General features: G+C 59.1%; 17 protein-coding genes. 7 read left to right on the forward strand and 10 right to left on the reverse strand.

Going from position 1 to position 21,216, the window contains the following annotated elements; genetic code table 11:
• Positions 1-237: 237 nt before the first annotated feature.
• From J5276_RS00380 to fdxA, 3 genes are all read left to right on the forward strand, one after another.
• The gene (locus J5276_RS00380) at positions 238-3,324 is read left to right on the forward strand and encodes a helicase-related protein (RefSeq protein ID WP_112153918.1); all 3,087 of its coding nucleotides are present in this window, start codon (positions 238-240) and stop codon (positions 3,322-3,324) included.
• Positions 3,325-3,327: 3 nt separating this feature from the next.
• Positions 3,328-3,744 (forward strand): RNA-binding S4 domain-containing protein, encoded by a 417-nt coding sequence (locus tag J5276_RS00385; RefSeq protein ID WP_111782548.1) that lies wholly within the window; start codon positions 3,328-3,330, stop codon positions 3,742-3,744.
• A 158-nt stretch (positions 3,745-3,902) separates the two neighbouring features.
• Entirely contained in the window at positions 3,903-4,241 is a 339-nt protein-coding gene (gene fdxA, locus J5276_RS00390) for a ferredoxin FdxA (protein WP_003516508.1), read from the forward strand.
• 86 nt (positions 4,242-4,327) lie between these two features.
• Here the strand turns inward: fdxA and holA are convergent, their stop codons facing one another.
• The 3 genes from holA to leuS are packed head-to-tail and all read right to left on the reverse strand — an operon-like array spanning position 4,328 to position 8,545.
• Positions 4,328-5,365: a DNA polymerase III subunit delta gene (holA, locus tag J5276_RS00395; protein ID WP_003516510.1), complete on the reverse strand. Its 1,038-nt coding sequence runs from the start codon at positions 5,363-5,365 to the stop codon at positions 4,328-4,330.
• An 11-nt stretch (positions 5,366-5,376) separates the two neighbouring features.
• Positions 5,377-5,868 carry an LPS assembly lipoprotein LptE gene (gene lptE / locus J5276_RS00400; protein ID WP_003516512.1) on the reverse strand — a complete coding sequence of 164 codons (492 nt, stop codon included), beginning with the start codon at positions 5,866-5,868 and terminating at the stop codon, positions 5,377-5,379.
• Positions 5,869-5,914: 46 nt separating this feature from the next.
• On the reverse strand, positions 5,915-8,545 hold the full coding sequence (gene leuS / locus J5276_RS00405; RefSeq protein ID WP_112153917.1) for a leucine--tRNA ligase: 2,631 nt from the start codon (positions 8,543-8,545) through the stop codon (positions 5,915-5,917).
• A gap of 193 nt (positions 8,546-8,738) precedes the next feature.
• On the opposite strand from leuS, the gene J5276_RS00410 reads away from it, so the two are divergent.
• A complete protein-coding gene (locus J5276_RS00410) occupies positions 8,739-9,398 on the forward strand; it encodes a YggS family pyridoxal phosphate-dependent enzyme (protein ID WP_112153916.1) in 660 nt (219 codons plus the stop codon).
• A 108-nt stretch (positions 9,399-9,506) separates the two neighbouring features.
• Here the strand turns inward: J5276_RS00410 and J5276_RS00415 are convergent, their stop codons facing one another.
• Entirely contained in the window at positions 9,507-10,211 is a 705-nt protein-coding gene (locus J5276_RS00415; protein ID WP_003516519.1) for a DUF1013 domain-containing protein, read from the reverse strand.
• A gap of 232 nt (positions 10,212-10,443) precedes the next feature.
• Here J5276_RS00415 and acs point away from each other — a divergent pair, with 232 nt between their 5' ends.
• The gene (gene acs, locus J5276_RS00420) at positions 10,444-12,399 is read left to right on the forward strand and encodes an acetate--CoA ligase (RefSeq protein WP_003516521.1); all 1,956 of its coding nucleotides are present in this window, start codon (positions 10,444-10,446) and stop codon (positions 12,397-12,399) included.
• Positions 12,400-12,504: 105 nt separating this feature from the next.
• Here the strand turns inward: acs and J5276_RS00425 are convergent, their stop codons facing one another.
• The 6 genes from J5276_RS00425 to J5276_RS00450 form a co-directional block, all read right to left on the reverse strand.
• Positions 12,505-13,512, reverse strand: coding sequence for a TRAP transporter substrate-binding protein (locus J5276_RS00425; protein ID WP_003516523.1), 1,008 nt, complete (start codon positions 13,510-13,512; stop codon positions 12,505-12,507).
• Positions 13,513-13,548: 36 nt separating this feature from the next.
• On the reverse strand, positions 13,549-14,826 hold the full coding sequence (locus J5276_RS00430) for a TRAP transporter large permease (protein ID WP_003516526.1): 1,278 nt from the start codon (positions 14,824-14,826) through the stop codon (positions 13,549-13,551).
• Positions 14,827-14,830: 4 nt separating this feature from the next.
• Positions 14,831-15,361, reverse strand: a complete 531-nt coding sequence (locus J5276_RS00435) for a TRAP transporter small permease (RefSeq protein ID WP_112153915.1) — start codon at positions 15,359-15,361, stop codon at positions 14,831-14,833.
• A 116-nt stretch (positions 15,362-15,477) separates the two neighbouring features.
• Entirely contained in the window at positions 15,478-16,638 is a 1,161-nt protein-coding gene (locus J5276_RS00440; RefSeq protein WP_025594629.1) for a fumarylacetoacetate hydrolase family protein, read from the reverse strand.
• Between the two features lie 206 nt (positions 16,639-16,844).
• A complete protein-coding gene (locus J5276_RS00445) occupies positions 16,845-17,561 on the reverse strand; it encodes a FadR/GntR family transcriptional regulator (RefSeq protein WP_003516533.1) in 717 nt (238 codons plus the stop codon).
• Between the two features lie 119 nt (positions 17,562-17,680).
• The gene (locus tag J5276_RS00450) at positions 17,681-19,126 is read right to left on the reverse strand and encodes an FAD-binding oxidoreductase (protein WP_038492498.1); all 1,446 of its coding nucleotides are present in this window, start codon (positions 19,124-19,126) and stop codon (positions 17,681-17,683) included.
• A gap of 200 nt (positions 19,127-19,326) precedes the next feature.
• Between J5276_RS00450 and denD the strand changes: the two genes are divergently transcribed.
• Together denD and J5276_RS00460 are read left to right on the forward strand one after the other, a co-directional pair.
• The gene (gene denD, locus J5276_RS00455; RefSeq protein WP_003516536.1) at positions 19,327-20,313 is read left to right on the forward strand and encodes a D-erythronate dehydrogenase; all 987 of its coding nucleotides are present in this window, start codon (positions 19,327-19,329) and stop codon (positions 20,311-20,313) included.
• Entirely contained in the window at positions 20,310-21,212 is a 903-nt protein-coding gene (locus J5276_RS00460; protein ID WP_065688697.1) for an NAD(P)-dependent oxidoreductase, read from the forward strand. The genes denD and J5276_RS00460 overlap by 4 nt, the downstream gene beginning before the upstream one ends.
• The last annotated feature ends 4 nt before the right edge of the window (positions 21,213-21,216 follow it).

Raw genomic sequence — 21,216 nt, forward strand, 5'->3', positions numbered from 1 at the left:
GTTCCGTATCCGAATCAATTCCGGTTTCGCCGGATTCTTTTTAATATTTCAAGTATCTGAATCAAAAAGGAAAATTCCGGCGGGGAAGGACCTGTTACCACTTTGCGGACAAGGCCTATTGCCTTTGTCGGCGGGCGTTGCCATGTGTGTTGCGTGTGCGGCCCGTATCAGTGAATGGCGGGCGGTACAGCAAGCAGATGAAGTCGATTCACGGATAGTACGTTGAATTTTCGCCCCATGATCCTGAGCGGCCGCGGTGTCACGGCCGTTCTCGGCCCCACCAATACCGGCAAGACCCATTACGCCATCGAGCGCATGGTGGCACATGGCAACGGTGTCATCGGCCTTCCGCTGCGCCTTCTGGCGCGTGAGGTCTATACCCGTCTTGTCGAAAAGGTGGGCGCGCCGAATGTGGCGCTGATAACCGGCGAAGAAAAGATCGCCCCTCCTAAAGCCAAATATTCCGTCTGCACGGTGGAAGCCATGCCGCGCGAGACGACGGCCGCATTCGTCGCCATCGATGAAGTGCAGCTGGCGGGTGATCTGGAGCGCGGGCATATCTTTACCGACCGCGTGCTGCATCTGCGCGGGCGGGAGGAAACGCTGCTTCTGGGTGCGGGCACGATGCGCCCGATCCTCGAAAAGCTGCTGCCGGGAATTACCGTGGTCGAACGTCCGCGCCTGTCGCAGCTTTTTTATGCGGGCCAGAAGAAGATAACCCGCCTGCCGCAACGCACGGCAATCGTCGCCTTTTCGGCTGAAGAGGTCTATGCCATTGCCGAGCTGGTACGCCGCCAGCGTGGTGGCGCAGCCGTTGTGATGGGCGCGCTTTCGCCGCGTACGCGCAACGCCCAGGTGGGGCTCTACCAGTCCGGCGACGTAGAATATCTCGTGGCGACTGATGCCATCGGCATGGGCCTCAACCTTGATGTCGATCATGTCGCCTTTGCGCAGGACCGCAAGTTCGACGGCTATCAGTTCCGCAATCTCAATCCGGGCGAGATCGGCCAGATCGCCGGCCGCGCCGGCCGCCATCTTCGCGATGGCACCTTTGGCGTGACGGGGCGCGTCGATCCATTTGACGACGAGTTGGTGGAGCGTATCGAAACCCATCAGTTCGACTCGGTGAAGGTGCTGCAATGGCGGACGAAAAATTTCGATTTTTCCTCCATCACCAATCTGCGTCTGAGCCTCGAAGCTGCCCCGGCGATCCAGGGACTGTCACGGGCCTTGCCGGCGATCGACCAGCAGGCGCTCGAATATCTGTCGCGCTACCCTGAAATCATCGACGTGGCGACGACGGAGGCGCGGGTGGAAAAACTCTGGGAGGCCTGCGCGCTTCCGGATTATCGCCGCATTGCGCCCGCTCAACATGCTGATCTGATCTCAACGCTCTATTTCGATCTGGTAAAACGTGGCACGGTGAACGAAGATTTCATGGGCGAACAGGTGCGCCGCGCCGATCGTACCGATGGAGAGATCGATACCTTGTCTGCAAGGATTGCGCAGATCAGAACATGGACTTATGTATCGAACCGCCCAGGATGGCTTGCCGATCCGACACACTGGCAAGAAAAGACGCGGGAAATCGAAGATCGATTGTCCGATGCTCTACATGAAAGGTTGACGAAACGCTTTGTTGATCGCAGGACATCTGTGCTCATGAGGCGCCTGAGAGAGAATGCGATGCTTGAAGCTGAAATCAGTGTAAATGGTGATGTCTTCGTAGAAGGACATCACGTCGGCCAGTTGGCCGGGTTCCGGTTCACGCCGGTGCCGGGAATGGAAGGGCCGGATCAGAAGGCCGTGCAGGCTGCTGCGCAGAAGGCGCTCGCGCTCGAATACGAGGCGCGTGCCGCGCGTCTGCACGCCAGCGGAAACGGTGATCTTGCTTTGAGCTCCGATGGTCTGGTTCGCTGGTTGGGCGAACCGGTGGCCCGCCTTTCGGCAGGCGACAATATCATGAAGCCGCGCGTGATCCTCTTTGCCGACGAGCAGTTGAGCGGCAATGCCCGCGATCATGCGCTGGCGCGCGTCGAACGTTTCGTCAATCATCAGATTGCGACCGTGCTGAAGCCACTGGACGATATTTCGCGCGCCGAAGACCTTCAGGGTCTGGCGAAGGGGCTGGCGTTCCAGCTGGTCGAAAATCTCGGTGTCCTGTTCCGCCGTGACGTCACCGAAGACGTGAAGTCGCTGGATCAGGATGCGCGTGCCTCCATGCGCCGCTACGGCGTGCGTTTCGGCGCCTATCACGTCTTCCTGCCCGCGCTTCTCAAGCCCGCTCCGGCGGAGCTTGTCACGCTGCTCTGGGCGCTGAAGAACGATGGTCTCGGCAAGCCGGGTTACGGCGATCTCATTCCGGTGCTGGCCGCCGGTCGCACCTCTGTCGTAACGGATCCGACTTTCGAGCGGATGTTCTACAAGCTCGCCGGTTTCCGTTTCCTCGGAAAGCGCGCCGTGCGTATCGACATTCTCGAGCGTCTGGCCGATCTCATCCGTCCGCTGTTGCAGTGGAAGCCCGGTCAGCAGCCGCGTCCGGAAGGCGCTTATGACGGCCGCCGTTTCACGACGACGACCGCAATGCTTTCCATTCTCGGCGCAACGCTCGACGACATGGAAGAAATCCTCAAGGGTCTCGGTTATCGTGCCGATCAGGTAACGGCGGAAGAGGCGCACGCCTTCCTCGCCAACCAGACTGGTGCTGCCGCTCCGGCCGCTTCTGAAGCGGTGACGGAAGACGAGAGCGCAGAGACCGAACACGAGGAACCGGCTTCGGAAGAGCAGGTTTCCGAGACGACGACTGTCGAAACTGCTGAAGAAGCGCCGGTTGCGGAAGCTGTGGGCCAAGAGGCTGCTGTTAGCGAGGCTGCGCCGACGGAAAGCGCCGAGGCTGCCGAGCCGAAGCCTGTTCTTCTTTGGCGTCCGGGTGGTCGCAACGAAAACCAGCGTGGTGAAAACCGTCGTCCCGGCAACCGCGGTCAAGGCCGTGGCGAGGGTCGCGATCAGGCGCCACGCGAACAGGGTGAACGTCGTGGCGAAGGCCGTCGCGATAATCGTGACGGAGCAAATCGCGAGGCTGCCAATCGTGGCGGTGACGGCGAGCGCAAGCGTGATGGCGGACGTCCCGACCGTGGCAACAACCGCAATAATGATCGTCAGGATCGCGGGGAGCGCAAGGACAGGCCGGACCGCAACGACCGTGGCGGGAAACCGCAGGGTCAGCAGCGTTTCGAAGCCAAGCCGCCGCGTAAGGAAAAGCCGATCGATCCGGATTCGCCCTTCGCCAAGCTTGCTGCTCTCAAGGAGCAGCTGAAGAAGTAAGCTATGGGGAGCAACGAACAGCCACTCGAAAGCACGCGTCAGCGTCTGGACAAGTGGCTGTTCTTTGCCCGCATGGCCAAATCCCGTTCACTTGCCCAGAGCTACATTCAGTCGGGCAAGGTCAAGATCAACGGTGTCTCCATTCGCCAGCCCAGCCATCTGGTAAAGGCCGGTGACAGGCTCGATATCGGTTTCGAGCGCATGGACAAGGTGCTTGTCGTCAAATCCGGGGGCGAGCGGCGCGGGCCCTATGAAGAGGCCAAACTTCTCTACGACGATCTGACGCCGCCGCGCGAGCCTTCCGACAGGCTGAGCCCGCTGGAGCAGGCGATACGTCAGCCGGGAAGCGGTCGCCCCACCAAAAAAGAGCGCAGGGCGCTCGACAGGTTCCTGTCGGACAGCGACGGAAACAAAGAATAGAATAAACCTTCAAGTCTTAGCGGTTTTTCAGAATTGTTTATCCTTGCTATCTGAAGGCAAAGGCATTACCTCACTTGCAAAATTGCCCTGTCTGAATTCCGGGCGACGGCTTGTGTTCCGAAGCCCACAGACCCGGCCTGCATATTCTGGAGTTCATCATGACATATGTCGTGACCGACAATTGCATCCGCTGCAAATACACCGATTGCGTTGAAGTCTGCCCTGTCGACTGCTTTTACGAGGGTGAAAATTTCCTCGCTATCAATCCTGACGAATGCATCGATTGTGGTGTGTGCGAACCGGAATGTCCTGCCGAAGCGATCAAGCCCGACACTGAGCCGGGTCTCGACAAGTGGCTGAAGCTGAATACGGAATATGCGGCGATCTGGCCGAATATCACCATCAAGCGCGACCCCTTGCCGGAAGCCAAGGAAATGGATGGCGTGACAGGCAAGCTCGAGCTTTATTTCTCTGCCGAGCCGGGTAAGGGCGACTGAGTTCTCAACGACTGGTGTCCTTGGTATCATGATTTTAAAAGCCCTCGCAGCGTCAGCGTGAGGGCTTTTTGCCGACCTTCAGCGAGTTATCCGCCGCGGCCTGATTGCAATGTGGTCGATAGCAGGGTCAAAAGCGCCACGCTGTCTTCCAGGCTTTGGCGCTGGCGGCTTTGCAATATGGCCGCTTGCAGGCGGTTCATCTCACGGGCGATCGCCGCTGGCTGCCAGGTTCGCAACGCTCTCTCGATCACCGGTTTCCTGCGAAAATGGATGTGGCGTCCAAGCGTTTGCATGACCTGCCCGGCCTGCTGCTTTTTCTCATCCATTTCGGCACGCATCTGATCCAGCAACTGAAATTGCTTGAGGCATCCCTGAAGCACGAGAAAGATCGGCGTCTTCGACGAGACGATCTTCTGGGTCGCGTGGAAAAAGGCGTTTCTGTCGCCCTTCAGGATGGCATCGACGGCGTCGTCAGCCGAAACCGTGCTGGCATCGCCGATGATTGCCAGCACATCATCTTCTTCGATCACCTCTGCGCCACGGCAATAGAGCGCAAGCTTGCGGATTTCGTTGCGCGAGGCAATCCGGTCGCCGCCCAACTGCTCGATCAGCCTCTGCCGTGCGGCCGGGGCAATGCGCAGATTGTCGGCAGACAGTTCCTGATCGATCAATGCATTCAACGAACGGGCGTCATCCGCATAACACGGGATTGCTGCGATAGAGCGAGCGGGTTCTGCGATCTTGCGCAGGCCCGTGCCTTTTTTAATGTCGCCGGCCTCGATGATGAGGAAGCTGGCTTCGGGCGGCGTCTCAGCCAGAATCTGGAGAGCATCCACCAGAGCCTTTTCAGCCGAGGCACTTTTGATCCAGACGAGTTTTTCGCCACCGAAAAGGCCGATGGCGTTCACTTCGTCGAGAAGGCGGCCGGGATCGCCCTGCAGGTCGGATGCGCTCAGCTTCAACGATGCAAAGGCGTCATCCGGGTCAATGCCGGTCTTTTTGGCGATGAGGTTGGCCCGCTCCGACACGAGGCCGCGATCCGGGCCGTAGAGCACGAAAACGCGAAAGCGCTCCGCCGGATTTTCGGCGAAGCGCTCAAATTCATGCGATTTTATCTCTGCCACGGCCGCCGCTCTCAGCGGCCAAGGGTGGCAGCGATATCGGTACGGATGATTTCAGCCAGTTCCCGGGCCGCACGATTTTCTGCGTCGCGGATCGCCCTGATCTTGGCGAATTCCTGCTGTGGCAGATCCACCTGCGCCGTTACGCTACGCCGCGCGGAGCGCAGGATCTGGCCGTCGGAAATACGCGTCAGGACGTAATTACCGTTCATCACAACACGGCCTGGGTAAGGGCCGTTATAATTGCTGTTGGTACGGGTCGTCAGATCGTAGTTCTCGACTTCCGTGGACGTGGCGCTCGAGCTTACGGATAACTTGACGTTGTACTGAGCCGTAGCCGGTTCACCCGCACCGCCGGACACCAGGAAGATCAGCTGATTGCGCACTTCCTGCGTTATCCGGTCGCCGGCATTCGAGATGCTGACAGCCGCCAGTCTCTCCTTGGTTCCGGAAGCCTCGCCGTAAAGCGGGCGGACCTGGCAGCCTGCCAGAAGACCGGCCATCATCACGACGGAAACTGCTGCCGCAACGCGGCTCCATCTCGAAAAAACGTCAGACAACAATGTTCACAATCCTCTGCGGAACCACGATGACTTTTTTGGGCTCGCCACCGGCAAGAATGGATTTGACGGCATCCAGCGCAAGGGCAGTCGCTCGGACCGCATCTTGATCCGCATCGCGCGCGATTGTCAATTCGCCGCGCTTCTTGCCGTTGACCTGAACGGGCATGACCACATCGTTTTCCTCGACCAGCGAGGGTACAAAAGTTGGCCACGGCGTCTGGGCGACGAGACCCTCGTTGCCCAGCGCCGACCAGCATTCTTCGGCCAGATGCGGCGTCATGGGGGCAATGATGCGAATGAGGATTTCGACGGCATCACGCGCCGCCGCTTTGACGTCATCAGGCTTGCCACCAGCCGCGACATCCGCCAGTGGAGCTGCGAGCGCGTTGACCAGTTCGTAGATGCGGGCGATCGCCTTGTTGAAGGCAAGCTTGTCCAGATCCTCCTGAACGGCCTTCAGCGTCTTGTGGGCCGCCTTGGATACCGCCAGGCCCTCGCCCTCGCTCGCGGGCTTCGGCGTGACGCTCTTCAGTTCGGTCGCGACTTCGCCGATGATGCGCCAGACGCGCTGTACGAAGCGGTTTGAGCCTTCCACACCGGCTTCGGACCAGATGACGTCGCGGTCGGGCGGGGAATCCGACAGGACGAAGAAGCGAGCGGTATCCGCACCGTAGGATGCGATGATGTCATCCGGGTCGACCACGTTCTTCTTCGACTTCGACATCTTCTCGATCGAGCCGATCTTCACTTCCGCACCGGAGGACAAGAGGAATGCCCGGCGGGCACCGTCAGTCTCTTCGATGCGCAGGTCGGCGGGCGCTACCCATTCACGGGTCAGGCCTTCACCGTGGCTATAGGTCTCGTGCACAACCATGCCCTGCGTGAACAGGCCCTTGAAGGGCTCCTTGACGCCGACATGGCCGGTCTCGCGCATGGCGCGGGTGAAGAAGCGCGAATAGAGCAAGTGCAGAATAGCATGCTCGATGCCGCCGATATACTGGTCCACCGGCAGCCAGTGGTTTGCGGCCTTCGGATCCGTCGGCTCATCTTCCCAAGGCGCGGTGAAGCGCGTGTAGTACCAGCTGGAATCGACGAATGTGTCCATCGTGTCGGTTTCACGGCGTGCGTCATGGCCGCATTGCGGGCAGGCAACGTGACGCCATGTGGGGTGGCGATCCAGTGGGTTGCCGGGCACGTCGAAGGTCACGTCGTCGGGCAGCTTGACCGGCAGGTCCTTCTTCGGAACCGGAACTACGCCGCAGACTTCGCAATGGATGACGGGTATCGGGCAACCCCAGTAACGCTGGCGGGAAATGCCCCAGTCGCGCAGGCGGAAATTGACCTTGCGCTCGGCCTGCGGCGTGTTGCCCAGCGTCTGGGCAGAGAGCTTCTGCACGACCGCCTCAAAGGCGTCAGTCGTGTTCATGCCGTTCAGGAAGCCGGAGTTGATCATCACGCCATCATCGGTGAAGGCGACGTCTTGAATGGTGAAGCTGGCAGCGTCGGGGCCTTCCGGTGCAACGACGGCCACCACCGGCAAATCGTATTTACGGGCGAAATCCAGATCGCGCTGGTCACCCGAAGGGCAGCCGAATATCGCGCCGGTGCCGTAGTCCATCAGCACGAAGTTGGCGACATAGACCGGCAGTTCCCACGTCGGGTCCAGCGGATGCACGACCTTGACGCCGGTATCGATACCCTTCTTTTCCGCTGTTTCCAGCGCTGCGAGAGACGTGCCATGGCGGCGGCACTCGTCGCAGAACTCGGCAATATCAGGGTTCTTCTCCGACAGCTCTCTTGCCAGCGGATGGTCGGCGGCGATTGCCAGGAAGGATGCGCCGAACAGGGTGTCGGGACGCGTTGTATAAACGGTGATATCGGCAAAGCCTTCCGGCACTGTGCCAGCAACGGTCTGCCAGCGCAGCGACAGGCCTTCGGAGCGGCCGATCCAGTTCTTCTGCATCAGGCGTACTTTTTCCGGCCACTGATCCAGCGTGTCCAGCTCGTCCAGCAGATCCTGGCTGAAATCGGTGATTCGGAAGAACCACTGCGTCAATTCGCGCTGTTCGACCAGCGCGCCGGAACGCCAGCCGCGGCCGTCGATGACCTGCTCATTGGCCAGAACGGTATGGTCGACCGGATCCCAGTTGACCTTGGACTGCTTGCGGTAGACCAGACCCTTTTCCATGAAATCGACGAACAGCGCCTGCTGGCGGTGGTAATATTCCACATCGCAGGTCGCAAATTCGCGGGTCCAGTCCAGCGACAGGCCCATGGATTTCAGCTGGCCACGCATGGTGGCGATGTTCTGATAGGTCCAGTCCTTCGGGTGAACCTTGTTCTGCATAGCCGCGTTTTCGGCAGGCATGCCGAAGGCGTCCCAGCCCATGGGGTGCAGAACGTTGAAGCCGCGCGCGCGCTTGTAGCGCGCAACGACATCGCCCATCGCGTAGTTGCGGACGTGGCCCATGTGAATGCGTCCCGACGGGTAGGGAAACATCTCTAGAACGTAATACTTCTCGCGCGGATCGCTGTTGTCGGTCACGAAAACCTTGTCTTCGTTCCATTTCTGCTGCCAGCGCGGCTCGGCGTCGCGAGGATTGTAACGTTCGATGGCCATTGTTTAGAATTCCGGGTATCGAGGGGAAAAATTTGCGCTGACCTTCACCATGAAACGACCGGGGCGTCAAGTTTGGCGGGGCCTCCGGGCGTTCAATCTTGGCCAGCGTGCCTCAAATGGTGCTAAACCCGCTTGGCATCAAGGCAATCGGCGTCTAGTTAGCGTTCAGAATGTTTCAAATAGAGGTCCTGTGATGGAAATCGAAGCACGTCTTGAGGATGTCAGGCAACGCATAGCGGAGACAGCGGAAAAGTCCGGCCGCAAGGCGACGGATGTTTCTCTCGTCGCCGTCTCGAAGACGTTCGATGCGCAAGAGATCCAGCCGGTCATCGACAGCGGCCAGCGCGTGTTCGGCGAGAACCGCGTACAGGAAGCGCAGGGCAAGTGGCCTGCGCTTAAAGAAAAGACATCGGGTATAGAGCTGCACCTGATCGGGCCGCTGCAATCCAACAAGGCGGCGAATGCCGTTGCGCTGTTCGACGTCGTACAGAGCGTTGATCGGGAAAAGATCGCCCGTGCGCTTTCCGAGGAATGCGTCAAACAGGGCCGCAGCCTTCGTTTTTATGTGCAGGTCAATACCGGGCTGGAGCCACAGAAGGCTGGCATCGATCCACGCGAGACCGTCGCCTTCGTGGCTTTTTGCCGGGACGAGCTGAAATTGTCGGTAGAGGGCCTGATGTGCATTCCGCCTGCGGATGAAAATCCCGGTCCGCATTTTGCGCTTCTGGCGAAGCTTGCCAGACAATGCGGCCTCGAGAAGCTTTCCATGGGCATGTCGGGGGACTTCGAGACAGCGATAGAATTCGGCGCCACCAGCGTGCGTGTCGGCTCGGCAATCTTCGGTGCCCGCTAGAGCATTTCCGGTAAAAGCGCATAGCCGGTTTACTGGAAGTGCCCTGAAGCTCTGAAAACAAAAAACCCGGCACGACGGCCGGGTTTTCATAAACGGAAAGACTTTCGATCAGTAGTGATCGTCCTCGTCTTCGTCCTTCGGAGCCGATTTCAACGAACTGAGCTTCTTGAAGACGGCGTCCGCGTCGATCTGCTTTTCTTCTTCGTCGCGCTGGAAGTTGTAATCCAGACCTTCAGTCGCCGTTGCCGGCTGCAGCGTGTTGCCAAGCTCTTCTGCTGTCGGCAGCGGGCGGCCGCGCGATGCGCGTTCAACTTCAAGATCGAGATCGATCTGGCTGCAGAGACCAAGCGTTACCGGGTCCATCGGGGTGAGGTTTGCCGAGTTCCAGTGGGTGCGGTCGCGGATCTGCTCGATGGTGGATTTGGTGGTGCCAACAAGACGCGAAATCTGCGCGTCCTTCAGCTCAGGATGATTGCGGACCAGCCAGAGAATGGCGTTCGGACGATCCTGACGCTTGGAAACCGGCGTGTAGCGCGGGCCACGGCGCTTGGATTCCGGCACACGAACCTTTGGCTCGGAAAGCTTGAGCTTGTGGTTCGGGTTGCCTTCAGCGCGGGCGATCTCGTCTCGGGAAAGCTGTCCGGTCGCGATCGGGTCGAGGCCCTTGATGCCCTGCGCCGCTTCACCGTCGGCGATTGCCTTGACTTCGAGCGGATGCAGTTTGCAGAACGTGGCGATCTGATCGAACGACAGCGCGGTGTTGTCTACCAGCCATACAGCCGTAGCTTTTGGCATGAGCAATTGTTGAGCCATAGATACAGTCCTTCTGTCCGTCCGCGCCGGGGTCGCGGGCGTGGTATCAACCACTGATTTCCGGGATATTAGCGCTCTATAACCGGATTGCATCATAATTGCAATTCTTTGCGAAACAAATGCCTTTGTCTAATTGCCGTGTGCATTTGAACTGCTATGAATTCAACACATGCCTGAGGTGGGAGTCTCAAGGTCGCGCATATCAAGCCATATCTGGTTCCAGGAGGAGTTCATGTCTGCCAAAATCTACCCCGTGCTCAAATCGGCGAAAGCCCGCACGCTCATCGACAATGAGCGTTACCAGAAATGGTATCAGGAGAGCGTCGAGGATCCCGAGAAGTTCTGGGACAAGCACGGCCGGCGGATCGACTGGTTCAAGCCCTATACCAAGGTCAAGAACACGTCCTTCAAGGGAAGAGTGCCGATCAAGTGGTTCGAGGACGGCCTGACGAACGTCTCCTACAACTGTATCGACCGGCACCTCAAGACGCATGGCGAACGCACGGCGATCATCTGGGAAGGTGATAATCCCTATATCGACAAGAAGATCACCTACAATCAGCTCTATGACTATGTCTGCCGCCTGGCGAACGTGCTGAAGAAGCATGGTGTCAAGAAGGGCGACCGGGTCACCATCTATATGCCGATGATACCCGAGGCGGCCTATGCCATGCTCGCCTGCGCCCGCATCGGCGCCATTCATTCGGTCGTGTTCGGCGGCTTCTCGCCGGAAGCCCTGGCCGGCCGCATCGTCGATTGCCAGTCCACCTTCGTCATCACCTGCGATGAAGGCGTGCGTGGCGGCAAGCCGATCCCGCTCAAGGAAAATACCGACAAGGCGATCGATATTGCTGCCAAGCAATATGTCATCGTCAACAAGGTTCTGGTCGTGCGCCGCACCGGCGGCAAGACCGGCTGGGCGCCCGGCCGCGACATCTGGTACCATCAGGAGATCGCCACGGTGAAACCGGATTGCCCGCCGGTGAAGATGAGGGCGGAAGATCCGCTGTTCATCCTCTACACGTCAGGCTCCACAGGCAAGCCGAAGGGCGTGCTGCACACCACGGGCGGCTATCTCGTCTATACGTCGATGACGCATGAATACGTCTTCGACTACAAGGACGGGGAGGTCTTCTGGTGTACCGCCGATGTCGGCTGGGTCACCGGCCATTCCTACATCGTCTACGGGCCGCTGGCGAACTGTGCGACGACGCTGATGTTCGAAGGCGTTCCCAACTTCCCGGATCAGGGACGGTTCTGGGAAGTCATCGACAAGCACAAGGTCAACATCTTCTACACCGCACCGACGGCGCTCCGATCCCTGATGGGGGCGGGCGACCAGTTCGTCACGCGTTCGTCGCGCGAAAGCCTGCGGCTTCTCGGCACGGTGGGCGAGCCGATCAATCCCGAAGCGTGGGAGTGGTATTACCATGTGGTCGGCGAGGATAAGAGCCCCATCGTCGATACCTGGTGGCAGACGGAAACGGGCGGCATTCTCATCTCGCCGCTGCCGGGTGCGACGGACCTGAAGCCGGGTTCGGCGACAAGGCCGTTCTTCGGCGTGCAGCCGCAGCTGGTCGATGCCGAAGGCAACGTGCTGGAGGGGCCGGCCGACGGCAATCTCTGCATCATCGACAGCTGGCCGGGCCAGTCGCGGTCCGTTTACGGGGATCACCAGCGCTTCGTCGACACCTACTTCTCGACCTATAAGGGCAAGTACTTCACCGGTGACGGCTGCCGGCGCGATGAGGACGGTTATTACTGGATCACTGGCCGCGTCGATGACGTGCTTAACGTCTCCGGCCACCGCCTCGGCACCGCCGAAGTCGAGTCGGCACTTGTTTCGCATCATCAGGTTTCGGAAGCGGCGGTCGTGGGTTACCCGCATGCCATCAAGGGGCAGGGCATTTATTGTTATGTCACGTTGATGGCAGGCCAGAGCGGCGACTATGCGCTGCGCGAGGAGCTGGTAAAGCACGTCCGCAACGAGATCGGGCCGGTTGCGACGCCAGACAAGATCCAGTTCGCGCCAGGCCTGCCGAAGACCCGTTCGGGTAAGATCATGCGGCGTATTCTGCGCAAGATCGCCGAGGATGATTTCGGCGCCCTTGGGGATACATCGACGCTTGCCGATCCCGCGGTGGTCGAAGATCTCATCGCCAACCGGCAAAACCGCACGGCGTCCTGATTTTCTGGAAGAGGCTGCTTTGGCAGCCTTTTTCTTTTCTGTATTGGCATAAACAAAAACACCCGGAGGCTGACCTCCGGGTGTTTTAATTTTATCCAGACAGGATTACTGGCCGCGGATCTTCTTCAGGTCCGCCAGAACGGCGTCAACGACGTCGGCACCGATTTCAGCCTTGTGCTTTTCGTAGACGACCATCGACTTTTCGCGGATACGTGCCTGCTCTTCCGCAGACAGCGAGTTCACTTCAAGTCCTGCAGCCTTGATCTTTTCCAGCGACTTCTGGTTCAGTTCGCGGATGACCTTGCGCTCTTCGTCACGGCCGACGACTGCGCATTCGCGCAGGGCCGTCTGTTCTTCGGGCGTGTAGCTGTCGAAGATCGGCTTGGAGAAGAGGAAGAGGAACGGCGTGTAGGCGTGGTTCGTCTCGGTGATGTACTTCTGCACCTCGTAGAACTTGGAGGTGTCGATCGTCACATAGGGGTTTTCCTGTGCGTCGATCGCGTTGGTTTCAAGTGCCGAGAACACTTCACCGAAAGCCATCGGCGTTGCATTGGCGCCGAGGTTCTGGAAGGTGTCGAGGAAGATGTTGTTCTGCATCACGCGAACCTTCAGGCCGGAAAAGTCTTCCCACTTGTTCACGGCGTGCTTGGAGTTCGAGAGGTTGCGGAAACCGTTTTCCCAGTAGGCCAGGTTTACGAGGCCCTGTTCTTCCAGCTTCTTGTTCATCATGTCGCCGAAGGCGCCGTCCATCACGGCATCGGCTTCCTTGGCATTGGAAAACAGGAACGGCAGGTCGAAGACGCCGAGCGACGGGATCAGGCCGACGAGCGGTGACGAGGACGTAACAACCGCTTCCTGAACGCCGGAGCGCAGGGCCTGCGTCGCCTGAAGGTCACCGCCGAGAGCGCCGCCCCAGAATGCCGTCAGCTTCAGCTTGCCGCCCGACTTGTCGTCGAGGCAGGCCTGCATGGCCTTGATGCCGTTGCCGACCGGGTGGTCCTGGTTGATGCCGTTCGAAACGCGGATGTTGCGGCTGTTGAATTCAGCCATTGCCGGGGCTGCGGCGCCCACCGCGAAAGCGATGGCCGTGGTGGTCAGAAGAAGCTTTCTCATAATATCCTCCCTTGGATTTTGGTTGAGAAGTGGCGATTAACGAAGGTACTGCAGCGGAACCATCACGATGTCCGGGAAAATCACGAGCAACGCCAGAACGATGGTTTCTGCAACGAGGAAAGGCCAGACACCGATCGTGACCTTGCCGAGCGGGATGCGTCCGACGCCTGAGACGACGTTCAGCACGACACCGACCGGCGGGGTAATCAGGCCGATGGCATTGTTGATGATGAAGAGGACGCCGAAATAGACCGGGTCGATGCCTGCCTGCTTGACGATGGGCATCAGAACGGGCGTCAGGATCAGGATGGTCGGTGTAAGGTCGAGCGCGGTTCCTACGATGAAGACCAGCACCATCATGGCAACCATCAGAAGCATCGGACGATCGATCAGCGGTTCGATATAACCGGCGACCTCGTTTGGAATGTTCGCAGCCGTGATGAGCCATGCGGAGACGAGGGCTGCGCAGACAAGGAACATGATGATCGAGGTGCTCTTGGCAGCGCGCAGAAGAACGTGGAACAGATCCGCCGGCTTCAGTTCGCGGTAGATCACCATGCCGACAAAAAGAGCGTAGCCGGCAGCGACAACGGCGGCTTCCGTCGGCGTCATGATGCCTGCCTTGATGCCGCCCAGAATGATGACCGGCATGCCAAGCGCCCAGCCGGCGCGGACCGTGGCAACCAGACGTTCCTTGCCCGAGGTCTTGGGCAGCGGCTTGATGTTATCCTTTCGGACCACGATCAGCCAGGCGATTATCAGCGAAATGCCCATCAGAATGCCGGGTACGATACCTGCAAGGAAAAGCTGGGTGATCGAAACGTTGGCGGCGACGCCGAAGACGATGAAGGCCATGGAAGGCGGAATGACCGGGGCAATGATGCCGCCTGCAGCGATGAGGCCGCCGGAGCGCGGAATGTTGTAACCGGCTTTCGCCATCATCGGGATGAGGATTGCGGCAAGGGCTGCGGTGTCGGCAGCGGCCGAACCGGAGATGCTGGCCATGATGATGGCCGCGACAATCGCCACGATGCCGAGACCGCCCCTGATATGGCCCACAAGCGCAATCGCAAAGTCGATGATGCGGCGGGAAAGACCACCGGAGTTCATCAGTTCGCCAGCCAGAATGAAGAAGGGAATGGCGAGCAGCGTGAAGGTGTCCGCGCCCGAGATCATGTTCTGGGCGATGATCGCGGTGTTGAACATGCCCATGTACCACATGAGCACGACACCACAGAACATCAGCGAGAAAGCGACGGGAACGCCAATCGCCATGGCTCCGAGAAGAGAGCCGACAAAAACGAAAAGTGTCATGGTATCAGCGCTCCGAAAGCTGTTCGATCGTGAGGTTCTCGCCGGCGAACTGGGCGATTTCATCCTCTGTCACGCGGCCCGTCACATAACGGTAGAGGCGTTCCAGAGCGATGATGAACATCAGGCCGCCGGTGAACATGCCGATGCCGTAGACCCAGATCATCGACAGCTTGGTGACAGGCGCATGCATGCTGGCGTTGATGGCGGACTGCTTCCATGTTCCCCAGAAGAAGATGGCGGAACAGCCCAGAATAATGATGTTCGACAAGACCATGCAGACGACACGGGCGCGGCGCGACAGGAACATCACGAGAGTTTCGATGCCCATATGGCTGTTTTCACGGAAGGTCAGTACGGCGCCGATGAAGGTCAGCCATACGAAGAAGTATCGCGACAATTCTTCCGAGATATTGATGCCGGAATTCATCGTGTAACGCATGACAACGTTGACGAAGACCATGATCGACATGCTGGCGAGCAGCAAGACGAGAATGATTTCGAGAATCCGGTAAAAGAGATTGATGGTCTTTTGCATTTTCCCCTCCCGAAGAAATATCTGGAGCATTTTCGACGAAGGATCGCCCTCAATGCTCCACCTATGGGTTTTCGCAATTCTGGGCGCAAAACCGCGATGCAGTTTTGCTGGATTGCCTAGAGCAGCCCGCGTTTCGCCAGGTTGCGCATGAGGGCCGCGGTGCCGAATGTCCATTCCGGGCATTCGTCTGTCGTCGTGACCCAGTTGATCAGCTTGCCGAGCTTGGGCGTGGAGATTTCGACACGGTCGCCCTTGGAGTGGGTGAAGCCGAGACCCGGGCCATGGCGGTCCTTTACCGGCGCGAACATCGTACCAAGGAAAAAGACGGCGCCGTCAGGATACTGATGGTTGCGGTTCAAGAGCTGGGAAGCGAGGTTTTCCGGCGTGCGGCTGATCGCCTGCATTGCGCTTGCACCGGTCATGGTGAAGCCGTCCTCGCCTTCGACCAGAAGCGATATCTGCGCCTTCTTCACGTCTTCGATGGTAAAGCGTCCATCAAACAGGCGGATGAAGGGACCGATTGCGCAGGATGCGTTGTTGTCTTTTGCCTTGCTGAGCAGGAGGGCGGAGCGGCCCTCGAAGTCACGCAGGTTGACGTCGTTGCCGAGCGTCGCGCCAACGATACGGCCGTCGGAGGCAATGGCCAGCACCACTTCCGGCTCCGGGTTGTTCCACTGCGACTTCGGGTGAACGCCGATCAGCGCGCCGCAGCCGACGGAGGCCATGGCCTGCGCCTTGGAGAATATCTCCGCATCCGGACCGATGCCAACTTCCAGATATTGCGACCACAGGCCCATTTCCTGCAGCAGTTTCTTCACTTCGGCTGCTTTTTCCGACCCGGCCTCAAGTCCCTTGAGATTGTCGCCGAGAACCGGCGCCAGCCGTCCGCGTATTTCCTGCGCGCGAAGTGGATCGCCCTTGGCCTGCTCCTCGATCACGCGTTCCAGCATACTGTCGGCGAAGGTCACGCCTGCAGCCTTGACGGCCTGAATATCGTTGGGGGCGAGAAGTTCACCAGCGGAGCCATCCAGAAAGGCCTCGAGCGCGCCAAGCGCTACGAATGTGCCGGTGTCTGCAAGCAGCTCCACCAGATCCGTCTTTTCCAGAAGTTCAGACATGGTCGGCGAAAGAGAGGTGAGGTCGTAAAGCACGCCGCCTTTGAGCAGAACGGGGCAGGGGCCGCCTTCGCTTTTCGACCATACGCGGCCGACGAGCAGGGCGTTTTCAAAGTCTTCAGGCAAAATAGCGGTAGCGTCGATGGACCTTGAGCCGGTCATATATATCCTCCCCTTCAGCCCTCCGACAGCCGCCTCCTGCGGTCATATTGTCTGGATGTCTGACAACCTAATCTCATTCTTCTTAGTATGACTTTTACAGCGAGTCTAGCGGCACCGCAGACAAAATTATCGTCTTTCGCCTCTGGATTGCCGGAAAGCAGCGAAACCTGTCCTATAGCTTTGCCGTTTAAGCTTCTGTTTGCGGCTCAGAAGATATCCAGTTCCAGATTGACCCGGCTTGCTGCCCCGAGCAGATGTTTGCGCATCGCATCCTTGGCCGCAGTCGCATCGGCGCGTTCGACGGCTTCGAAGATTGCCACGTGTTCGGCGATCGTCACCTCGAGGATTTCCCCGAAAATAGCACGGGAGAAGGCGATGTTGATAGCCGAGCTGATGCGTTCTGCGATAAAGCCGAGAAACATCAGGAAATATTCGTTCTGCGTCGCTTCCGCTAGAATACGGTGAAAGTCGAGATCGGCCGCAACGCCCTCCGTCGACCAGTCGTCGGTCGTTCGCATCTTTTCCAGTGCCGCCGCCAGCCGCGCCAGCTGCTGCGGGTTGCGGTGGAGTGCTGCCAGACCCGCCGCCTCGATTTCCATCGGCATGCGAAGCTGGAAGAGATCGCGGAAATTTTCCGGATCGTTCAGACGGGACCGCTCGATGCGAATGGACAGTCTCTGCCGGGGATCGGTGACGAAAGCGCCCACGCCTTGCCGTGTTTCGACAAAACCTTCGTTGCGCAATTGCGCGATCGCTTCACGAATGACCGAGCGGCTGACGCCGAAGGTTTTCGCCAGAACATGTTCCGTCGGCAGCCTGTCGCCCGGCCCGAGTTTCGAATCATTGATTTCGCGGGCGATCTCCGCGGCGATCCGGCCCGGCAGATGATCGTTGCGATGTATCTGACTGAACTCCAGCGTCATGATTGCTCCCGTTCCACAGAAACGATTGGTCCGTTTTTTCCCGCAGCAGGCGACTTCCTCCTTCGCCGTCAGCGGGGTTTTCAGAGGCGGCGTATTCCGCCGCCTTTGCTGTTTCTCGATTAGCTATCCGGTTGCAGGGTTATCTGGCAACCGGGATTCATCCGCAAATCGGGGTCAAAGGCATTTTTCAAACCCGTGATCATCCGGCGCTGCACATCAGATAGCCGGCTTTCGAAATCAGAGCGTTTCAGGCGGCCGATGCCGTGCTCGGCGCTGATGCTGCCGACGTAACGGTCAAGGACTTCGTTGACGAGGGTTTTCGATTTGTAGATGAAGGTTTCGCGCTCCTGCGGCGTTGCTCCGTTTGGCGGCAGCACGTTGAGATGGACGTTGCCGTCTCCGACATGGCCATAGGAAACCGCCAGGCATTCCGGCAGTTTTTCCGCCAGTTCAGCCTCTGCTTCGGCCACGAACGCCGCAAGTTTTGACAGCGGCACGGAAATATCGGTGCGCATATGGCTGCCGCGCAGCGCCTGACCCTCGTTCATGCCCTCGCGGAAAAGCCACAGCGATTGCGCCTGTGCTCGCGAGGAGGCGATGACGCCGTCCAGCACCAGACCGTCTTCCATGACGCCCTCGAGGAACCGTCCCATCAGGTCGGCAGTGTCTACTAGCCCCGAGCCGGAAATTTCCATCAGCACATAGGCCGGATAATCTCCGGCGATCGGCATTTTAAGGTCAGGGATTGCTTCGATTGCGAGCGTGAAGGCGACGGGCGGCATGAATTCGAAGGCGGACATCAGGTCGCAGCATTCGCGGCGGGCGCGGCGATAAAGCTTGATGGCGTCATCCAGCGAATTGAGGCCGAGCAGTGCCGTCTCGACATGTTCTGGATTGGGGTAGAGCTTTACGGACACGGCCGTGATGATGCCGAGTGTTCCTTCCGCGCCGATGAAAAGCTGCTTCAGGTCAATGCCACGATTGTCCTTACGCAGCGTCGACAGGCCATTCCAGATGGTGCCATCAGGCAATACCACTTCGAGACCCAGCACCAGTTCGCGGGTCATGCCGTAACGCAGAACGTTGATGCCGCCAGCATTGGTGGAGACGTTGCCGCCGATGCGGCAGCTGCCCTGCGCGCCGAGCGACAGCGGAAAGAACATTCCCTTGTCCTGAACCGCATCCTTGAATTCCGACAGAATGCAGCCGGCTTCAACGACAGCCGAAAAATCGTCGCTGTCTATGGTGCGGATGGCGTTCATGCGCTCGAGGCTCAGCACGACCTGACGCTTTGGCTCATCGGGAATGCCGCCGAGCACCAGCCCGGTATTGCCGCCCTGAGGGATGATGGCGAGACCGAGTTCGGCGCAGGCGCGAACCGTATCGGAGACTTCCTTGGTTGAACGGGGGCGGATGACGGCTACCGCCGAACTGGTGACGTCGCCATGCCAGTCGCGGCAATAGCGCAGCATGTCTTCCTGCGATGTCAGCAGCAATGCCTCGCCCAGCCTGTTCTTCAGCGAGAACCGCAATTCCTCGATATCGTGTTCGCTCACGATCGTCATTCCACCCTCTCCGTCCAATCCGCCCTAAAATATCCGGGCAAAGGTCTTTCGCCCTTGCTTTTGCCGGTTTGTGAAAAAATACTATTTTCAATCAAACCATATAAGGTTATCAGACAACCTTACAAGCTAATTTATCGGTTCACGAGCCGATGATGTTTTTTCGGTCTCGGGAGAATGACCGGGCCAAAGAGGAGGAAGATATGCATATTGCAATCATCGGTGCTGCAGGCATGGTTGGCCGTAAGCTGACGCAGCGTCTCGTCAAGGATGGATCGCTTGGCGGCAAGTCGATTGACAGATTCACGCTTATCGACGTGTTTCAGCCTGAAGCGCCCGCCGGCTTCTCCGGTGCGGTTGATGCGCGCGCAGCCGATCTGTCCGCGCCGGGCGAAGCCGAAAAGCTGGTCGAAGCCCGCCCCGATGTGATCTTTCATCTTGCTGCCATCGTATCCGGTGAAGCCGAACTTGATTTCGACAAGGGCTACCGTATCAATCTCGATGGCACGCGTTATCTCTTCGACGCCATCCGCATTGCCAACGGCAAGGACGGTTACAAGCCGCGCGTGGTCTTCACCTCGTCGATCGCCGTATTCGGTGCGCCGCTCCCCTATCCGATTCCGGATGAGTTCCACACCACGCCGCTGACCAGCTACGGCACGCAGAAAGCGATCTGCGAGCTGCTGCTCTCCGACTATAGCCGTCGCGGTTTCTTCGACGGTATCGGCATTCGCCTGCCGACGATCTGCATTCGCCCCGGCAAGCCGAATGCGGCCGCTTCCGGCTTCTTCTCCAACATCCTGCGCGAGCCGCTGGTTGGTCAGGAAGCGGTTCTGCCGGTGCCGGAAAGCATTCGCCATTGGCACGCTTCGCCGCGTTCCGCTGTTGGTTTCCTTCTTCATGGTGCGACGATCGACGTGGAAAAGGTCGGTCCGCGCCGCAACCTGTCCATGCCCGGCCTCAGCGCCACCGTTGGCGAACAGATTGAAGCACTGCGCAAGGTTGCGGGCGAAAAGGCCGTTGCCCTCATTCGCCGCGAGCCGAATGAGATGATCATGCGCATGTGCGAAGGCTGGGCGCCCGGTTTCGAAGCAAAGCGCGCCCGTGAACTTGGCTTTACGGCTGAAAGCTCCTTCGAAGAGATCATTCAGGTTCATATCGAGGACGAACTGGGAGGTTCACTGAAATGAGTGTCGGCGGGGAGGAGAAAAAGCGGTCGGTTGCCTTTATCGGCACAGGCCTGATGGGCGGGCCGATGGCCCGGCGTCTGCTGGGCGCGGGCTTTTCGGTTGCGGTGTGGAACCGCAGCGTCGAAAAGGCTGAGGCGCTGGTTGCCGATGGCGCGGTTCTCGCGGCATCGCCGGCCGAAGCCGCCAGGGGTGCCGATATCGTCATCACCATGCTGAGCGATGGCAAAGCCGTGGGCGAGGTGCTGTTCGAGGCGGGTGTGGCCGAAGCGCTGGAAAAAGGCGCTGTTGTCATCGACAGCAGCTCTATTGCGCCGCCTATTGCGCGCGAACACTCCTCCCGGCTACGGGCAATGGGCATTCATCATGTCGATGCGCCGGTCTCCGGCGGTGTGCCGGGCGCAACGGCGGGTACGCTCGCGATCATGGCCGGTGGCGATGAGGCGCTGATCTCTGGTCTTTCGGATTTCTTCGCGCCGATGGGCAGGCTCACCTATGTCGGCCCCTCCGGTGCGGGCCAGCTTTGCAAACTCGCAAACCAGCAGATCGTCGCCATCACCATCGGCGCGGTTGCCGAGGCGATGATGCTTGTGGAAGCGGGCGGGGCATCCCGCGAAGGGTTCCGTAACGCCATACGTGGCGGTTTTGCCGAAAGCCGGATATTGGAATTGCACGGCGAACGCATGGTGAAGCGCGATTTCGCGCCAGGCGGACCCTCCAAGTTCCAGCTCAAGGATCTGAACGGGGTGCTGGCGACGGCGAAGGATTTGTCCCTGACGTTGCCTTTGACCCAGCAGGTAACGCGGGAGTTCGATGATTTCGTCAGCGATGGTGGAGCCGATATCGACCATAGCGGTATCCTGCTTTACCTCGAAAAACTCAACAACCGGGAACAGGGCTGAGGCG

Origin of the sequence: Agrobacterium sp. S7/73, from assembly GCF_019355535.1 — a bacterium.
In the GTDB taxonomy this organism is placed as follows: Bacteria; Pseudomonadota; Alphaproteobacteria; order Rhizobiales; family Rhizobiaceae; genus Agrobacterium; species Agrobacterium tumefaciens.

Excerpts from the sequence above, each read along its gene's own strand:
- J5276_RS00425 (WP_003516523.1), bottom strand. The coding sequence starts at position 13,512 with ATGAGAAAGCTTCTTCTGACCACCACGGCCATCGCTTTCGCGGTGGGC.
- J5276_RS00450 (WP_038492498.1), bottom strand. The coding sequence starts at position 19,126 with ATGACGATCGTGAGCGAACACGATATCGAGGAATTGCGGTTCTCGCTG.
- J5276_RS00385 (WP_111782548.1), top strand. The coding sequence starts at position 3,328 with ATGGGGAGCAACGAACAGCCACTCGAAAGCACGCGTCAGCGTCTGGAC.
- J5276_RS00440 (WP_025594629.1), bottom strand. The coding sequence starts at position 16,638 with ATGACCGGCTCAAGGTCCATCGACGCTACCGCTATTTTGCCTGAAGAC.
- lptE (WP_003516512.1), bottom strand. The coding sequence starts at position 5,868 with ATGATGGCCGGTCTTCTGGCAGGCTGCCAGGTCCGCCCGCTTTACGGC.
- fdxA (WP_003516508.1), top strand. The coding sequence starts at position 3,903 with ATGACATATGTCGTGACCGACAATTGCATCCGCTGCAAATACACCGAT.
- acs (WP_003516521.1), top strand. The coding sequence starts at position 10,444 with ATGTCTGCCAAAATCTACCCCGTGCTCAAATCGGCGAAAGCCCGCACG.
- leuS (WP_112153917.1), bottom strand. The coding sequence starts at position 8,545 with ATGGCCATCGAACGTTACAATCCTCGCGACGCCGAGCCGCGCTGGCAG.
- J5276_RS00460 (WP_065688697.1), top strand. The coding sequence starts at position 20,310 with ATGAGTGTCGGCGGGGAGGAGAAAAAGCGGTCGGTTGCCTTTATCGGC.
- J5276_RS00380 (WP_112153918.1), top strand. The coding sequence starts at position 238 with ATGATCCTGAGCGGCCGCGGTGTCACGGCCGTTCTCGGCCCCACCAAT.
- J5276_RS00445 (WP_003516533.1), bottom strand. The coding sequence starts at position 17,561 with ATGACGCTGGAGTTCAGTCAGATACATCGCAACGATCATCTGCCGGGC.
- denD (WP_003516536.1), top strand. The coding sequence starts at position 19,327 with ATGCATATTGCAATCATCGGTGCTGCAGGCATGGTTGGCCGTAAGCTG.
- J5276_RS00430 (WP_003516526.1), bottom strand. The coding sequence starts at position 14,826 with ATGACACTTTTCGTTTTTGTCGGCTCTCTTCTCGGAGCCATGGCGATT.
- J5276_RS00415 (WP_003516519.1), bottom strand. The coding sequence starts at position 10,211 with ATGGCTCAACAATTGCTCATGCCAAAAGCTACGGCTGTATGGCTGGTA.
- J5276_RS00410 (WP_112153916.1), top strand. The coding sequence starts at position 8,739 with ATGGAAATCGAAGCACGTCTTGAGGATGTCAGGCAACGCATAGCGGAG.
- J5276_RS00435 (WP_112153915.1), bottom strand. The coding sequence starts at position 15,361 with ATGCAAAAGACCATCAATCTCTTTTACCGGATTCTCGAAATCATTCTC.